General features: G+C 43.1%; 13 protein-coding genes and 1 tRNA gene. 5 read left to right on the forward strand and 9 right to left on the reverse strand.

Features of this window, described 5'->3' with window-relative positions; genetic code table 11:
• Positions 1-9: 9 nt before the first annotated feature.
• Together C9J41_RS13570 and C9J41_RS13575 are read left to right on the forward strand one after the other, a co-directional pair.
• Complete coding sequence (locus C9J41_RS13570; protein ID WP_005369422.1) at positions 10-990, forward strand: sugar-binding transcriptional regulator; 981 nt, start codon at positions 10-12, stop codon at positions 988-990.
• Between the two features lie 106 nt (positions 991-1,096).
• Positions 1,097-1,191 (forward strand) — tRNA-Sec (locus tag C9J41_RS13575).
• Positions 1,192-1,201: 10 nt separating this feature from the next.
• On the opposite strand, the gene selB is transcribed toward C9J41_RS13575, so the two are convergent.
• The 6 genes from selB to fdnG all read right to left on the reverse strand — a co-directional run bounded on the left by selB (position 1,202) and on the right by fdnG (position 10,144).
• Positions 1,202-3,124, reverse strand: coding sequence for a selenocysteine-specific translation elongation factor (selB, locus tag C9J41_RS13580; RefSeq protein ID WP_107294694.1), 1,923 nt, complete (start codon positions 3,122-3,124; stop codon positions 1,202-1,204).
• Positions 3,125-3,147: 23 nt separating this feature from the next.
• Positions 3,148-4,617 carry an L-seryl-tRNA(Sec) selenium transferase gene (selA, locus tag C9J41_RS13585; protein WP_107290910.1) on the reverse strand — a complete coding sequence of 490 codons (1,470 nt, stop codon included), beginning with the start codon at positions 4,615-4,617 and terminating at the stop codon, positions 3,148-3,150.
• A 13-nt stretch (positions 4,618-4,630) separates the two neighbouring features.
• Positions 4,631-5,521 (reverse strand): formate dehydrogenase accessory protein FdhE, encoded by an 891-nt coding sequence (gene fdhE / locus C9J41_RS13590; RefSeq protein WP_107294712.1) that lies wholly within the window; start codon positions 5,519-5,521, stop codon positions 4,631-4,633.
• A gap of 97 nt (positions 5,522-5,618) precedes the next feature.
• A complete protein-coding gene (locus C9J41_RS13595) occupies positions 5,619-6,254 on the reverse strand; it encodes a formate dehydrogenase subunit gamma (protein ID WP_005369417.1) in 636 nt (211 codons plus the stop codon).
• Complete coding sequence (gene fdxH / locus C9J41_RS13600) at positions 6,251-7,126, reverse strand: formate dehydrogenase subunit beta (protein WP_005369414.1); 876 nt, start codon at positions 7,124-7,126, stop codon at positions 6,251-6,253. The genes C9J41_RS13595 and fdxH overlap by 4 nt, the downstream gene beginning before the upstream one ends.
• Before the next feature lie 3 nt (positions 7,127-7,129).
• A complete protein-coding gene (fdnG, locus tag C9J41_RS13605; RefSeq protein WP_146144351.1) occupies positions 7,130-10,144 on the reverse strand; it encodes a formate dehydrogenase-N subunit alpha in 3,015 nt (1,004 codons plus the stop codon).
• Between the two features lie 101 nt (positions 10,145-10,245).
• On the opposite strand from fdnG, the gene fdhD reads away from it, so the two are divergent.
• Both fdhD and mepA read left to right on the forward strand, forming a co-directional pair.
• The gene (gene fdhD / locus C9J41_RS13615; RefSeq protein ID WP_107292367.1) at positions 10,246-11,073 is read left to right on the forward strand and encodes a formate dehydrogenase accessory sulfurtransferase FdhD; all 828 of its coding nucleotides are present in this window, start codon (positions 10,246-10,248) and stop codon (positions 11,071-11,073) included.
• 314 nt (positions 11,074-11,387) lie between these two features.
• Positions 11,388-12,218, forward strand: coding sequence for a penicillin-insensitive murein endopeptidase (gene mepA, locus C9J41_RS13620; RefSeq protein WP_107205948.1), 831 nt, complete (start codon positions 11,388-11,390; stop codon positions 12,216-12,218).
• Between the two features lie 84 nt (positions 12,219-12,302).
• Here mepA and C9J41_RS13625 read toward each other — a convergent pair whose 3' ends face one another.
• Together C9J41_RS13625 and yegQ are read right to left on the reverse strand one after the other, a co-directional pair.
• Positions 12,303-12,557, reverse strand: a complete 255-nt coding sequence (locus C9J41_RS13625) for a YfhL family 4Fe-4S dicluster ferredoxin (protein ID WP_005369403.1) — start codon at positions 12,555-12,557, stop codon at positions 12,303-12,305.
• A 5-nt stretch (positions 12,558-12,562) separates the two neighbouring features.
• The gene (yegQ, locus tag C9J41_RS13630) at positions 12,563-13,951 is read right to left on the reverse strand and encodes a tRNA 5-hydroxyuridine modification protein YegQ (RefSeq protein WP_045084309.1); all 1,389 of its coding nucleotides are present in this window, start codon (positions 13,949-13,951) and stop codon (positions 12,563-12,565) included.
• A 278-nt stretch (positions 13,952-14,229) separates the two neighbouring features.
• On the opposite strand from yegQ, the gene C9J41_RS13635 reads away from it, so the two are divergent.
• Positions 14,230-15,258: a substrate-binding domain-containing protein gene (locus C9J41_RS13635; RefSeq protein ID WP_107205949.1), complete on the forward strand. Its 1,029-nt coding sequence runs from the start codon at positions 14,230-14,232 to the stop codon at positions 15,256-15,258.
• An 83-nt stretch (positions 15,259-15,341) separates the two neighbouring features.
• Here the strand turns inward: C9J41_RS13635 and C9J41_RS13640 are convergent, their stop codons facing one another.
• The gene (locus tag C9J41_RS13640) at positions 15,342-15,980 is read right to left on the reverse strand and encodes a bifunctional 4-hydroxy-2-oxoglutarate aldolase/2-dehydro-3-deoxy-phosphogluconate aldolase (RefSeq protein ID WP_045127690.1); all 639 of its coding nucleotides are present in this window, start codon (positions 15,978-15,980) and stop codon (positions 15,342-15,344) included.
• Positions 15,981-15,991 lie beyond the last annotated feature (11 nt).

The raw sequence follows: 15,991 nt of genomic DNA on the forward strand, positions 1-15,991 counted from the left end.
GGCACAAAAATGAGCATAAGCAGTACTGACAGTAACCATGTAGACAGTGATTTACTTACCGAGATCGCTATTGCTTATTATCAGGATGGTGCTACTCAAGAAGAGATCTCTCAGCGCTTTGGTATGTCTCGCGCTAAAGTCGGTCGTTTACTTCGTCGCGCGCGTGATGAAGGGGTAGTGGAAATTACCGTTAAATATCACCCTGTTTTTAGTGAAAAGTTAGAACAGCAATTGATTGAGCGTTTTAATTTAAAACGCGCATTGGTTGCACTCGATCAGCCTGATGACGAAACCCAACGTCAGCAAGTGGCAAGTCTGGTTTCGAGCTACCTAACGACGACATTAACTGATGATATGGTGGTTGCGGTTGGGCAAGGGCGTAATATCGCGTCTATTGCAAATCATGTTGGTGTTGTGCCGCACCGTAAATGTCGATTTGTTTCTGGTATTGGTGGTACGCACCGTTCAGGCAATGCGATTAATGCTGATCACATTTGTCGCCAATTGGCGAAAAAATATGATGGTATTAGTGAAACCTTGTATGCCCCCGCTTATGTTGACGACATCATAGTGAAAGAAGCATTTATGAAAAATGGCACGGTAAAAGAAACCTTAGATCGTGCTCGTCGTGCTGATTTAGCGTTGGTTGGCGTAGGCGATATGAATGAAAATAGCCATATGGTGAAGTTAGGTTGGTTCACACCACAAGAAATTGTTGAAGCGCGAATTCGTAAAGGTGTGGTCGGTGATATTGCGGGCTATGACTTTTTTGATAGCCATGGAAAACAAGCCGATACCATGATGAGCGATCGTGTTATTGGTTTAACCATGGAAGAATTACGAAATATTCCAACTGTTGTGGTAACGGCAGCAGAGAATAGTAAAGCCTTAGCACTCTTAGGCGCACTGCGTTCTGGGGTTGTTGATGTATTAGCAACCAGTGTAAGTAACGCGCTCACTATTTTAAATTTAGATCAGCAAATGAAGTAGCTTGATATTTAATCAGTTGTTCTTAAAAAACAACTGCTATCCCTGAAATATGGTGATAGCAGTTGATAACTATACCTTTAATGCATAAAATACATCACACAAATGAGGAAGAACGGCGTATCCGGTGATGCGTCCGGATTTCAAATCCGGGTAGGGCTGCCAGCAGTCCTGGGTAGGTTCGACTCCTATGTTCTTCCGCCACTTCATTTGTTTATCCTTTTAGTAAACCTTCATCTCGCAGTTCGCGATAGTTAAATTTCCTTTTTGTAAAACCAATCTTATCGAAATACTCCAAGATCTGAATGGCGACTTTTCGTCCTAGTAGACTAATCGTTCTAAACTCTGCTGTTTCCAGTTTTTGATGGTGTTCAATATGTTCACGGACACGATTAGCAATCGAGATCAAATAGTCGTGGCTTACATAGCGATCTTTAACAATCGCAGAGATATAGCCCAGTTGTGCCAATTTATAGCTCAGAGCACGCAATTCGTCTTCATCAAGATCACATTCATTGGCGAGATCGCGCACCCACCAAGGGGTTGAACTTTGCTGCATGATTTGGGCAATGCGCTGCCAGCTTTTTTGTTCAAGCTCTGTGAGTTGTAGCTGGTGGTTGGCAAGGTGTAACCAACCACGAGTATTGATAATGGTTTGCTGGGCTAATAGCTGAGCCAACAGCTCATTAAAAATAGCAGCAGGTTGGTTGAGTGCTGCAATGCGATAAAGACGATCTTTACCTAAGCCGATGTGGTCATTTTCTTGTTGATGGTATAACGCGAGTTTTTCAATGATGTTGTGTTGTAGTTGTACTTGATAGGCAGAAGTACAAAGGAAATCACCGTACAGGGTAATATCATTTTCAACATGACTACCTGCGACTTGTTCTATGTGCTGACTTTGATGCTGCCACGTTAACTCACTGATAGATTGTGGTTTATTGGCAAGTTTAAAGGCAATAATATCTTTAAGGGAATCAAGTTCTGCACGTTGGGTTAAATAAGCTAAACGCTCTGGCTTTCGCTTGCCACGATTAGGTGGTAGCAAATCAATGACGACGCCACTACCAAGGTTCGTTTTTAAAGCGGGATCGCGCAGTAATAGGCGATCTTGCTCTGCTAAACATAATGGACTATCGAAGGTAATCTCAGCCAGTACATGCTCGCCTGCCTTCGCCTTATCTGTTTCAAGTAGCGCAATACGACCCGTGGTATGGGCTGCGGCATGGAAAACTTGTACTGCTTGCCAGTGTTTAATATCGGTATTGGTAGCCAGTGTAATCGTTACGCGATTGCTCACGGCATCGGGCACAATATTGACTAACCAGTCGCCACGGCTAAGCTCGTTCTTATCAATGTCACCAACGATATTCATCGCTACACGCTGGTTTGCTGTTGCCGTTTGCGCTGTATTTCCTTGGGCGTGTAAACCTTTTATACGGACAGTTTTTGCCTGTGTTTGACCTTGCTTAAGTTTGTTATGGCTAACAAAATGCAGGCTATCACCGACCTTTATGCTGCCACTTAATGCCGTCCCAGTAACAACCAATCCTGCCCCTTTTACGTGAAAAGCACGATCAATGGCAAGACGAAAGCCTAAATCATTTTGTTGCTGTTTTTCATTGTCAGTTAAAGCGATTAAGTGAGCTTTAAGTACATCAATACCATCACCAGTAAACGCGGAGCAATGAAATATTGTTGGCTCGGTAAAACCTTGCTGAAATAAGAGTTGAGTGAGTTGTGCTTCTAACTGCTGTTGTTGCTCTAAGGTAGTGAGATCTGATTTGGTGATCACCACTGTTAGGCTATCCATCGCCAATAAACGCAAAATGGCTAAATGCTCATAGCTTTGCGCCATCATGCCTTCATCACCTGCGACAATCAGCATCGCATGATGGGCTGTACCGACACCGGCGAGCATGTTGGAAAGAAACTTCTCGTGACCCGGTACATCAATAAATCCGAGGGTTTCTTGTTGTTGCGTTTGCTGTGAGTGATAGGGCATAAACGCATACCCTAAATCAATGGTTAGCCCACGTTTTTGCTCTTCTGGTAAGCGATCAGCATTGGTGCCTGTTAGGGCTTGAAGTAAATGGGTTTTACCATGATCAACATGGCCAGCGGTGGCAATTATCATAAAGTGGCGTTATTAGTTCTTTGTTATTCGTGATTAGCATTAGAAAGTGAAAGTTGAGCAAGCTGAGTCATGAAATCTTGTTCATGGCTGATCCCACGTAAACATAACCACAGTTTGTCATGGTGAATACGACCGATAATTGGGATCTCACCGCTTGCTAAAAGATCGGCAAGATCATTAAGCGTGTAGGATGTTTGATTATTGTTAACACTGAAACATAACGCGACAGATTCAAGTTGTTCGGTGGGTAGCGCACCACTGCCTATTTGCCCCATTGAAGGCATCACCGTTACTGTAAAGTACTGACCAACCAATTGCTGACAGTAAGGCACTAGACGTTCCCCCAAATCTGTCAGCGTATCAAGGCTGCGAGTTAGCATCGACAGCGTAGGGAGATCGCAAGGTAAACGCTCTGGATGACGGTATAAATTCAATGTTGCTTCAAGGGCAGCTAAGGTCATCTTGTCACAGCGAAGTGCACGTTTAAGTGGGTGATGTTGCAGCTGTTCAATGAGTTCAGATTTCCCAGCAATGATCCCAGCTTGTGGTCCACCGAGTAATTTATCGCCAGAAAAGCTCACTAAATCAATGCCATCTTGCAGCATCTTTTGTGGCATCGGCTCGCTTGGTAGTCCGTATTGGGCTAAATCGATTAATGACCCACTGCCTAAATCGCTGATCACTGGTACTTGCATTGCGCGTCCCAACGCACAGAGTTCAGCTTCAGATACCGCGCTGGTAAAGCCTTGGATCATGTAGTTACTGGTGTGTACTTTCATCAGTAACGCGGTATTTTCATTAATCGCTTGTTGATAGTCTTTCAAGTGAGTGCGATTCGTGGCACCGACTTCAACGAGCTGACACCCTGCTTGTCGCATGACATCTGGAATGCGAAATGAGCCACCAATTTCAACTAACTCACCACGCGATACAATGACTTCTTTTCCACTGGCAAGGCTGGCTAGCATTAACAGTACCGCAGCGGCATTGTTATTTACTAAGCACGCATCTTCACAACCAATGAGCTGTTGCAGTTGTTCACTGATGGCTTGATCGCGGTGGCCTCGTTTACCTTGCTGGAGAGAATACTCTAAAGTCGAAGGGAAACGCATCACCTCTGTCACCGCTTTTATTGCAGCTTCTGCTTGCAGCGAACGACCTAAATTGGTGTGTAAGATAGTACCGGTTAAGTTAAAAACACGACGTTGCCCTTGATGTTGTAAAGGCAGGGTCGATTGCGCGAGATGATGAGAAAACAGATTTATACGTGCAAGTTTCTGTTGCGATAGTGCCAGCCCGTCGCACTCATTAAGTGTCAGCCACTGAGGTAATTGTTGTTGATCTCGAATTGTCTCGCGGGCTTGATCTAATAATTGACGAACAAGCGTAGTGATGTGCTCTTTACCAAATTGATGGATCAAAGGCTGTTGTAATTCGTGATTTAAAATCAGATCAACACTGGGTAAGTGGGCATAGAGTGCTTGGGCTGTCATATCGCTCTCAGTATTACTGTATTAGTGGTAAAAAGAATGGGTTAAATCCATTACGGTATAATTCGTTTTGGTTTAGCTTATGATCTAACACTAATGTCGCAAGATCGTCTGCGATAGGATCAAGGTTTGGTTGCTTTTCTAAAAATAAAATCTTGAGGTAGCTATTACAGTGACCGCAAGTTTCAGCACGTACTGCATCTTCTAGGGTTTCACTTTGTAGATGGATATTTTCACCATCCGCACATTGGGTACATTCAGCACGAAGACGATGCCACTCTGTTTCACATTGGCTGCAATGTAGGTAACGGTGACCACTGCCTTTAATCAAACTTGCCACTGGCGCACCACCACAAAGAGGGCAGAAATGCTGTTTTACATTTGGCTCGGGTTGCCACTCTAGTGCCGTGGTTTTTACAAGTAGGCTGGTGAATGTATTAATACAAGCCCATAGCAAAATAGCGAGATCAGCAGGTACACGTTCAGGCTGGTTATGCTGAAGTGCTGTGAAGTAATGGTGTAGGGTGTCGCTATCAAGATCTTGAAGTGAATCGATCACTTTTACAATGTCGCCAGATGCAACTAAACGTAATGAGGTGGTTAATTGCGCTAGCATGGCTTCTAAGATTGGAAACCAAGCTTGATCTAAAGATAGCGGCCAAGTTAAAGCATTTTCTGATGCAAAGTTAGCAACAGGTTGGGCAAAGTCTTCGGCCAATAGCGCTTGCTGTTGAACAATTTGTCCGGCTAATAGTAGGTAATCAGCCATGAAAGAGTCTTTAGCCAGTGCACGTAAACGCTCGGCACGAGCTGAAAAAATGGTTGCAGGATCACCAATAATTAACGGAGTAAAGCCATCACTTTTTTGTTTTATAATGGTATTTTTATCTAGAATTTTAACGCTCATGCTGTTTTCCAATGACAAGAATACCAACCAAAGTAAACCTTGGTTGGTATAAAAAGGTAAAGCGGTAAGTGCAGGCTTACCGCTTTTAATCATGTTGTTAGTGTTGGTTTTTGCCGCTAGTTAGCGAACGTAGCCAACGAGGGTGGTGTTTTTTCGCCCAAGCAGGAGAAACCTTCCCTTCTAACATGCCATCGATAGAGCCTTCTACCCAGTACGCCATGTAAGCATGGATAATCAGGCTAAGAGCAAAAACAATGGCTGTGATTGAGTGAACAATCAGTGCAATGCGAACGACATCAATGCTGAAGTACGCCGCAAAGTAGGCACGCCATGCAATCAAACCGGTAACAAGAAGGATCAGACCACAAGCAATAAATTGACGTAGGATCATTTTTTGACCTGCGTTGTATTGTCCAGCTTCTGGTACGTTTTCTTCGTTCTCGGTTAAGACGTCTTTAACTTTTAGCATCCACTGGAGATCACCTTTTTCAAAGTGGTTATGGCTCCAGTAGCGTGCAACTAAAAACGCAAGTCCGATTGTCATCACAATTGCGCCGAATGGGTGCAAAATACGTGCAAGTTGCGGTGAACCGTAGACATAGCTAAGGAAGTGCAATGGTGCGAACATAAAAGATAAACCAGACAATAGAGTCCAGATACCCGTTAGTGCTACCGTCCAGTGCACAACGCGATCTAAAGGCTTATGACGTAAAATTGTTTTATTCAAACTCATTTTTCATCTCCTTCTTCTTCCGCAACACGGCTGCGACCAACAGTCACACGGTGAATCGCTGCCAACGCAAGCGTACCCACTAAACCTGCTGCTGCAAGTGGCTTCACATCGTCTTTCCACAATTTCACTGTTTCGCTGATCTTTGGATCTTTTGGCAGATCGTAACGTTCAGGATCAGTAATATCGTGCAACACATAAATCACGTGTGTGCCGCCCACACCAGCTGGGTTGTAAATACCCGCGTTCTTGTGACCTTTGGCTTGCAGTGCAGCCACTCGTTGGTTAGCGTATTCAAGAATTTCTTCTCGCTCACCAAAACGTAGTGCACCTGTAGGACAGGTTTTTGCACATGAAGGCACTTGACCTGCCTGTAGGCGATCAAGACACAAAGTACACTTGTAAACACGGTTATCGACTGGGTTCATACGTGGAATATCAAACGGACAACCAGCAATACAGTAGCCACAACCAACACATTTTTCAGAGTTAAAATCGACAACACCGTTTTCGTATTGCACGATAGCATCAGGCTCTGGACAGGCTTTTAAACAGCCAGGATCTGAACAGTGCATACAGCTGTGTTTGCTGAATAACCATTTGAACTTGTTATCTTCTTCAATTTCTTTGAAGTGGATAGTGGTCCATGTTTCAGCGGTTGTATTTGGCGGATTTTGGTAGGTACCTTCAAAGGTACCGACTTTGCCGCGCAAGTTGTTCCATTCGCTACACGCATCCATACAGCCTTTACAGCCAGTACAGCACGTTACATCGATAAGCTTTGTTACCTGAATTTGGCGTTTACGCGCATCAGGTGAAGGCGTTAGCGATGATGTCGCAGAACTACGAATAATATTCTGTGATTCCATACCCATGGCTTACTTCACCTTTTCCACGTTAACCAAGAATGCCTTGTACTCTGGCGTTTGTGAGTTAGCATCACCCACACATGGCGATAGCGCATTTGCTAAGTAGCCAGGTTTGGTGTCGCCTTCATAACCCCAGTGAATAGGTATACCCACAGTGTGAACGGCTTGGCCATTAACATGCAGTGGTGTAATACGCTTAGACACATACGCTTTTGCTTCAATGAAGCCACGCTTAGAGGTTACGCGAACCATGTCAGCATTCTTAATGCCACGCTCTTTTGCCAAGCCTTCGCCAATCTCAACAAATTGTTCTGGTTGTAGAACAGCGTTGAAGTGAGAGTGACTTGTCCACGTATGGAAGTGCTCCGTTAAGCGGTAAGTCGTACCCACAAATGGGAACTGCTCTTTTTGACCAAGCTGTGCAAGATCGTCTTTGAAAATACGTGCCGCTGGGTTTGATACCACATTCTTATGTAATGGGTTGGTACCAATGGGTGTTTCAAACGGTTCGTAGTGTTCAGGGAACGGACCTTCAGCCATTTTATCTAACGCAAATAGACGACCAACGCCTTCTGGTTGCATGATAAATGGACCCGCATTGCTTGATGGTGGAAGCTTAGCGTTAAAGTCAGGCACATCAGGGCCAACCCATTTGCTACCATTCCATTCAACTAAAGTACGTGACTTATCCCAAGGTGTGCCGTCAGGACGTGTTGATGCACGGTTGTAAAGAACACGACGGTTAGCCGGCCAAGACCATGCCCAGTTTGGTGCTAAACCTAAACCAGATGGATCGCTGTTATCACGACGTGCAGTTTGGTTACCCGCAGGAGTCCAACTACCGGTGTACAGCCAACAACCTGCTGTAGTAGAACCATCAGCTTTTAGTTGAGCAAAGCTAGATAGCTGGTTGCCGTTAGCATCTTTACCGTTAAGTTCTTGTGCTAATTCTTTAGTGTTTGGCGCATCAGGAATGGCGTAGTTCCAATCTAGAGAAAGGATTGGATCTGGGTATGTACCACCATGTTGTTGGTACATATTACGCATCTTCATGAAGATACCCGCTAAGATCTCAGCATCACCTTTCGCTTCTCCCGGCATATCTGCTGCTTTCCAGTGCCACTGTAACCAGCGCGCTGAACTTACGATGGTGCCATCTTCTTCAGCAAAACATGCACAAGGTAAACGGAATACTTCAGTTTGGATATTCTTGGTATCCACTTCGTTTACGTTTGGTTTGTTCTGCCAGAATGTTGATGTTTCTGTCGCTAGTGGATCGATAACCACTAAGTATTTCAACTTAGATAGCGCATCTAATGTTTTTTGCTTGTTGGACATAGAGCCAACAGGGTTAAAACCTTGACAGATGTAACCGTTCATTTCGCCTTTCTTCATCATGTCGAAGACGCGAAGCATGTCGTAACCCTGATCCCACTTCGGCATCATGTCGTAACCAAAGTTATTTTCTGCGGTTGCATTTTTACCGTAGAACGACTTCAGTAATGATACGAAGAAAGACGGGTAGTGTTGCCAGTAGTTAGTTTGATCTGCTTCAAGTGCCACTGGTGTGTGGTGCTTAAGGTGAGTGGCAAGATCGACATCTTTATCAGATGGCAGTTTCAAGTAACCCGGCAGATTTTGTGCTAACAAACCAAGGTCAGTAATACCTTGGATATTTGAGTGACCACGTAGGGCGTTAACACCGCCGCCAGCCATACCCATGTTACCTAGAAGTAACTGGATCATTGCCATACAACGGATGTTTTCAGCGCCTTTTGAGTGCTGAGTCCAACCAGTTGCGTACAAAATAGTGGCAACACGGTTATCGGCAGCAGTGCTACCTAGCGCCTTACATACGTGTTCAAACATATCAACAGGCGTACCTGTAATGTTTGAAACTACATCAGGTGTGTAGCGAGATACGTGCTCTTTCAGTAAGTTCCATACACAGCGAGGATGTTGTAGGGATTCATCCTTCATTGCGTAGCCGTTATCGTCTAGCTTGTAGAACCAGCTACTACGATCGTACTGACGTTTCTCTGCGTCATAACCTGAGAACAGACCATCATGGAATGCGTAATCATCACGTACGATAAAGCTAGCGTTAGTGTAGGCTTTTACATATTCGTGATTTACTTGGCTGCTTGCGATCAGGTAACGAATAGCACCTAATAGGAAGGCAATATCAGCACCAGAACGGATTGGTGCATAGTGATCAGCCACTGCTGCAGTACGCGTGAAACGTGGATCAACCACAATGATTTCAGCGTTATTGGTTTTTTGAGCTTCAATTGCCCAGCGGAAGCCTACAGGGTGTGCTTCTGCTGCGTTGCCGCCCATTACAAGGATTACGTTGGCATTTTTAATGTCAACCCAGTTGTTGGTCATCGCACCGCGGCCAAATGTTGGAGCAAGACTTGCTACCGTTGGGCCGTGTCAAATACGCGCTTGAGTGTCAACTGGAACCATGCCCAAACCACGGGCAAATTTTTGTGTTAACCAACCATTTTCGTTGCTTTCTGCCGAAGCACATAGCATACCTGTGGTTAGCCAGCGGTTAACTGTGGTGCCTTGCTCATTTGTTTTAACAAGGTTTTCATCACGGTCTTGCTTCATTAACTTGGCAATACGAGTGAATGCTTCATCCCATGAAATACGTTGCCATTTGTCTGAACCAGGTGCGCGATATTCGGGGAATTTCAAACGTTGTTCGCTGTTAACAAAACCAGCTAGACCCGCACCTTTTGGACATAATGCACCACGACTTACTGGATGATCGGGATCACCTTCAACGTGGAATACCTTTTGTTTGATATTACCGTTTGCTGCACCAGTACTGTAAAGTAAAGTTCCGCAACCAACAGAACAGTAAGAACACGTATTACGCGTTTCTTTTGCTGCTGTTAATTTAAATTCTCGAGCTTGCGCCCAAGCTTTTTGCGGTATTGTGGCAAGGGAGGCAATAGATGTCGTAGCGACAGCTCCCGCGCACAATTTAAATAATTGACGTCTACTTATATTCAAAGTCAACTCACCTAATTATTATAAAAAGAATTGTATTACATAAGAGGTCGGATATTATAGGCGCGAATATAATATCGTCAAATCTTTGTGTGAAATAATAAATGTCTAGTTGTTTAATTACTGATGAATATATAGAGCATCAGGAATATTCTGTTTATGAAATAATTAAATATAAGAACGGGATAAAAATAGAATGTGAAGACTTTATTGCAGAAGAAGTTCCCATTGCGCTTATTTATAATGGAATATCTCATGCAGTAATGATGGCAACCCCATCAAATCTAGAAAACTTCGCAATTGGTTTTTCATTATCTGAAAGAATTATTAACAATATTAAAGAAATAAAAAACATTGATATAAAAAGTAGTAAAGAGGGGATAGAAGTTTATATAGAATTACAAAATCGTGCTTTTATGATGCTAAAAGAACAGCGTCGACAACTGGTAGGAAGAACCGGTTGTGGGTTGTGTGGTATTGAACATTTAAAGCAAGCAATGAAGCCTGTAAATACGGTTCCTGATACGCAAAGAATGCCTCTTTCTGTTATTAATCAATCTATTAAGTTTCTACATGAGAATCAGGAACTCGCTAACCGTACAGGTTGTACCCATGCTGCCGTATGGTTAAATGAACACGGTGAATTAGCGGCGATTTATGAAGATGTTGGTCGTCATGTGGCGCTAGATAAGTTAATAGGCGCTCGTGCAAAATATTCGCAACTTACCAAAGGTGCAATCTTAATTACCAGTCGTGCTAGTTATGAAATAGTGCAAAAGGCAACATCTGTCGGTGTGGAGATATTATTTGCAGTATCAGCACCTACAGCATTAGCGATTAATTTAGCTGAAGAATCTGGATTGACATTAATAGGGTTTTGTCGAGAAGGTAGGGCTACTATTTATACAAAAAAACATAGAATAATAAATTAAGCATATTTCATAAAATTAAAACCTAGATTATTTATAAAATAATATAAGAGGTTTATGACGTTAATACTTCCTTTGTTTATATTTCCATTAATCAGTAATAATCATGTTAAATAAGTAAAAGTAACAAAGACTGACTTAAACAAACCAATAATTCCCTTTAATTTTAGTTGTATAAGATAACCAGACTTTTAATTATAGGTGATATATAAATATTTTTATAACTGTGAATTATAAATGATTAACAGTATGATTTTATTGGAGTCATTAAAATGCATAAGTTATGATTTGTTTTTTATCATAATTAGGAATCAGTTGTGTTAGGGAAAATATTAACAGGATTGTTACTTGTAGCTTCAAGTACGAGCGTGATAGCAACACCTTGGGAAAAAGTAAAAACACCAACATCTGGTGAGTCAATGTCTATTGGCTCATACTCGAATGGGTGTTTAGCAGGCGCGGAAGCACTGCCACTGGAAGGTGATGGTTATCAAGTTATCCGCGCTGAACGCGGCCGTTACTATGGTAACCCTGAAACAATCACTTTCTTAAAAGAGTTAATGAAAACTGCACAGCAACTGAAAATTGGTAATGTGCTGGTGGGAGATATCGCGATGCCTCGTGGTGGACGCTTTTCATCAGGTCACGCCAGCCATCAAACAGGCTTGGATGCGGATATTTGGTTACGTATTCCAGAAAAACCGTTATCACAGAACGATCTAAAAACAGTTTCAGCACTACCTATGGTTGATGTGAAAAATCACAAAATCATCGAAAAGAACTGGAGCAGTAAACAAGCGCATTTGATCCAGCTTGCGGCAAGTGATGATCGTGTCGCCCGTATATTCGTTCATCCTGTGATCAAAGAGCAGCTTTGTAAAACGGAGTGGAAAGATCGTGATTGGTTACGTAAAGTTCGTCCTTGGTTTGGTCATTACTACCATTTCCATGTCCGGTTAAATTGTCCTGAAGGCAGCACCTACTGTGAGCCACAAACCCCACCACCAGCAGGTGATGGCTGTGGTAAAGAGTTAGCCTCATGGTCACCAGATTTTAAAAAGCCTGAGTCAAATAAACCGGCGGTTAAACCAAAACCTAAACCGAAGCCAGTGTTACCTGCTCAGTGTAAGGTGCTTATTAATAGTTAATTTTACTAAATTAACTGTGTATAGGTATAAAAAAAGCGCCGCAAGGCGCTTTTTTTATTGTTTGATGGTTGGATCGAATAAGAACTAAGCAAGACCTTGTAAGGTAACAAACTTTTCTAGCAGTTCATCGTCAGATTCAACGTGATCAGGATCGGTAATAATGCAGTTGGTGATTGGACAAACCGACTGACAGGTCGGCTTGTCGTAATGCCCTTTACATTCAGTACAGCGATCTGGGTTTATTTCATAGATGCTATCACCCATGGTGATCGCCTCGTTAGGGCATTCAGGATCACACATGTCGCAGTTAATGCATTTGCTTGTAATGAGCAGTGCCATAGTGCTTATTTACCGTCTTTAGGAGCGTGAGGGTTACGTGTATCTTCGCCATTACCCAAGTTACGCATTAACAGACCAAAATCAAGATCCATATCAGCTGGTACAGGGATAAATACGAAGTGTCCATTGCCTTTCGCGTCATCAATCACTTCAGACTTACGGTTTTCCATCGTCTCAAGATTGAAGATAACGTTACCTTTTGGTGTCATTACTTCAAGGCTATCACCAACAACGAACTTGTTCTTCACTTCAACTTCAGCAAGATCACCACGGCGTTTACCTGTGAACTCACCAACAAATTGTTGAGAATCAGAAATTGAGTAACCGTAGTCATAGTTTTGGTACGTGTCATGGGTGTGACGACGTAGGAAACCTTCAGTGTAACCACGGTGCGCTAAGCTTTCTAATGTGCCTAGTAATGATTCATCAAATGGTTTACCTGCAACAGCATCATCAATCGCTTTACGGTAAACTTGCGCAGTACGAGCACAGTAGTAGAACGACTTAGTACGGCCTTCAATCTTCAGTGAGTGAACACCCATTTTAGTTAGACGCTCAACGTGTTGAACAGCACGAAGATCTTTTGAGTTCATGATGTAAGTACCATGCTCATCTTCAAACGCCGCCATTTTTTCTTCAGGACGGTGAGATTCGCTTAGTAGCACAACATCATCAATTGGTTTTCCTAGACCTAGTGTATTATCAGGACGCTCTTCAACGTCTTGTGTTTGCACTGCGTCTTGAATTTCAACGATTTGACCCGCATCGTTTTCAGTCGCTTTTTCTGTTTTATATTCCCAACGGCAAGCATTTGTACAAGTGCCTTGGTTTGGATCGCGCTTGTTGATGTAACCAGAAAGTAGGCAGCGACCAGAGTAAGCCATGCAAAGAGCACCGTGAACGAAGATTTCTAGTTCAGTGTCAGGGCAATGCTCACGAATTTCTTCGATTTCTTCTAGTGATAACTCACGAGATAGAATGACACGCTCAACACCTTGGCTAGCCCAGAATTTCACTGTTGCCCAGTTAACTGCGTTGGCTTGAACTGACAGGTGAATAACAACCTCAGGGAATGCTTCACGAACCATCATAATAAGACCTGGATCTGACATGATAAGTGCGTCAGGGCCCATTTCTACGATTGGTTTAAGATCGCGAATGAAGGTTTTTAGCTTTGAGTTATGCGGTTGAATATTACATACCACATATAGCTTTTTACCTTGAGCATGTGCTTCATCAATACCAATCTTTAGGTTTTCGTGGTTGAACTCGTTATTACGAACGCGAAGACTGTAGCGAGGTTGACCTGCATAAACGGCATCAGCGCCGTAGGCAAATGCGTAACGCATGTTTTTAAGGCTGCCTGCAGGTGAAAGTAATTCTGGTTTAAACATTGCTCTATATTCTCTTATTCTGATTCCAGATCAGTTCGTATCACCTAGTGATACAAAGTTAAGGCGGGATTTTACGTTTTTCGTGACCTAAGTGCCACTTTTCTCATTGAGTTTTTTCTTTGTTGCAATAATTACATTCGGTAAAATCGCTTTTAAGGCGGGGCGTAAACAATCTAATCGTGATGAAATTACAGATAAATAGTTGCTGCTATTAGATTTACCTCATAATCTACGTCTATTGCATTTTATTTTCTTCATTTCATCGTCAGGACAGACTAATGACAACCAAACCGAAACACCGTCCCACATTAAATGATGTTGCAAAACAGGTGGGAGTAACAAAAATGACGGTGAGTCGTTATTTGCGTGATCCTAGCTCTGTGGCTGAAAGTACACGAGAAAAAATCGCGGTAGTGGTGGAAGAGCTAGGTTATGTCGCCAGTCGCGCGCCTGATATTTTATCGAACCGTAACAGTAAGGCGATTGGGATCTTACTGCCATCGTTATCTAACCAAGTGTTTGCTTCTTTGTTACAAGGGATTGAATCGGTAACCAAAAAAGAAGGTTATCAAACCCTGATCACCCACTATGGCTACAGTGCGGAAGAGGAAGAAGAGAAGATTGCTTCGTTATTGTCTTACCATGTTGATGGTTTGATTTTGACTGAAAGTATTCACAGCGAACGCAGTTATAAGATGATCAATGCTGCGGCTATTCCAGTGGTAGAAACGATTGATTTGCCTGAACACCCAATTGATATGGCGGTAGGTTTGGATCACCAACAGGCGGCATTTGATTTAGTCTCTAAAATGATTGAATACGGACGCTGCAATATTGTTTATTTCGCTGCGCGATTAGATCGCCGTACCCAATTGCGTTGTGACGGCTATATTCAAGCGATGGAAGCAAAAGGACTAACGCCACGTATTGTCTCGACAGAAGAGCACTCGAGCTTTACCCAAGGGCGAGAATTAATGCGTCAAGCTCTCTCGCAACACCCAGAGTTAGATGCTGTGTTTTGTACCAATGATGACTTAGCAATTGGCGCTATGATGCATTGCCAAGAGCACAATGTTGCCATTCCAAGTCAGGTAGCCATTGCAGGTTATAACGCCTTAGATATTGGTAAAGCGATTTCACCGACGCTTGCGAGTGTGAATACACCACGTGAAGAAATTGGTGCTGCAGCTGCGACATTATTATTGAAGAAATTAGCAGGAAAGAAAGTGGCTAATCCTATTCAAGATATTGGTTATAGCTTGTACTTAGGCGAGAGCTTAGGAAAGCCTGAAGTAGAAAGTAAGTAATAAAAAAACAGCGCACGAGAGTCACGTGCGCTGCCTACATTTATTTATCAATCTTTATTTATTAATCACTGATTGATTTAGCATTACGCTAATAGCGCTACCGCCTCTTGAGAAAGTTTGGTGATTTCTTCCCACTGACCATTATCAATCAGATCTTTAGGTAGCATCCAAGAACCACCAACTGTGGCAACACATTTCACCGCTTTGTACTGATCAACGTTTGCTGGGCTAATGCCGCCAGTTGGGCAGAACTGTACTTGTGGTAATGGCGCTGCAATAGCGGCGAGAGCTTTAGCACCACCATTCGCTTCTGCAGGGAAGAATTTTAATTGCTGGTAGCCAAGCTCTAATGCTTGCATGATTTCTGATGGTGTACTCACACCTGGAATTAAAGGTGCAGTGCCAGATTTTGCATAGCTAAGTAGCTTAGGTGTCATTCCTGGAGAAATCACAAATTTTGCGCCAGCTTCAACTGCAGCGTCATACTGCTCGCAGGTAAGTACCGTTCCAGCGCCCACCATCGCATCAGGCATCGCTTCCGCAATCGCACGAATTGCATCAAGAGCAACAGGCGTACGAAGGGTAATTTCAAATACCGTGATACCACCATTTTTTAGTGCTTGTGCCATAGGAACAGCGTCTTCTACGCGTTCAATGATCATTACAGGTACAACTGGCGATGCGGCAAACACATCTTGTGGATTAACTTGCCAAGTATTCATGTTTTTCTTCC

The organism is Photobacterium sp. GB-50 (assembly GCF_003026755.1).
Classification (GTDB): Bacteria; Pseudomonadota; Gammaproteobacteria; order Enterobacterales; family Vibrionaceae; genus Photobacterium.